The organism is Leucobacter faecis, assembly GCF_054456635.2.
The window spans coordinates 1-933 of the sequence record NZ_JBTJEP020000043.1 but is presented as its reverse complement, the minus strand read 5'-3'; the positions used below and the strand labels follow the sequence as shown (position 1 = coordinate 933).

The 933-nt window shown below is 52.5% G+C and carries 1 rRNA gene; it reads right to left on the bottom strand.

What is annotated here, in order from left to right:
- Nucleotides 1-738 (bottom strand): 23S ribosomal RNA (locus ACXR2T_RS15770); the annotation flags it as partial.
- Between the last annotated feature and the right edge of the window lie 195 nt (nt 739-933).

The following is a 933-nucleotide window of genomic DNA, read 5'->3' as shown; positions in this document are numbered from 1 at the left end:
CGCCCTATTCAGACTCGCTTTCGCTACGGCTACCCCACACGGGTTAACCTCGCCACATATCGCTAACTCGCAGGCTCATTCTTCAAAAGGCACGCCATCACATGAACAAGCATGCTCTGACGGTTTGTAAGCAAACGGTTTCAGGTACTATTTCACTCCCCTCCCGGGGTACTTTTCACCTTTCCCTCACGGTACTAGTCCGCTATCGGTCATCTGGAAGTATTTAGGCTTATCAGGTGGTCCTGACAGATTCACACGGGATTTCTCGGGCCCCGTGCTACTTGGGATCCACACCACGCGGTAAAACCATTTCAGATACGGGACTCTCACCCACTCCGGTCCGCCGTTCCAAGCGGTTCTCCTATAGCTTCACTCTCACGTCCGAGAGGTAGTAGCCTCTCGAGGCATGTCCCACAACCCCACACGTGCAACCCCTACTAGGTATCACACACGCATGGTTTAGCCTCATCCGGGTTCGCTCGCCACTACTACCGGAATCACTGTTGTTTTCTCTTCCTGGGGGTACTGAGATGTTTCACTTCCCCCCGTTCCCTCTACCCGCCCTATATATTCAGGCGGGAGTCACCAAGTACGCACGCGTCTTGGCGGGGTTTCCCCATTCGGAAATCCTCGAATCACAGCCCGTTTATCGGCTCCCCGAGGCTTATCGCAGATTACTACGTCCTTCTTCGGCTCCAGATGCCAAGGCATCCACCGTTTGCTCTTAAAGATTTGAAATCACATAAGTATCAGAAAATCACACCAGCAAGCCGGTGCGACCAATGAAAATATAAATAAAGTATCAACAACAACCCGAAGGTCATTGTCAGATGCTCGCGTCCACTGTGTAGTTCTCAACGTACGGTCGATCCCACCCCCACCACCAACACGTGTGATAAGCGTGAGCCCGAAAACACAGACACCCACACACCA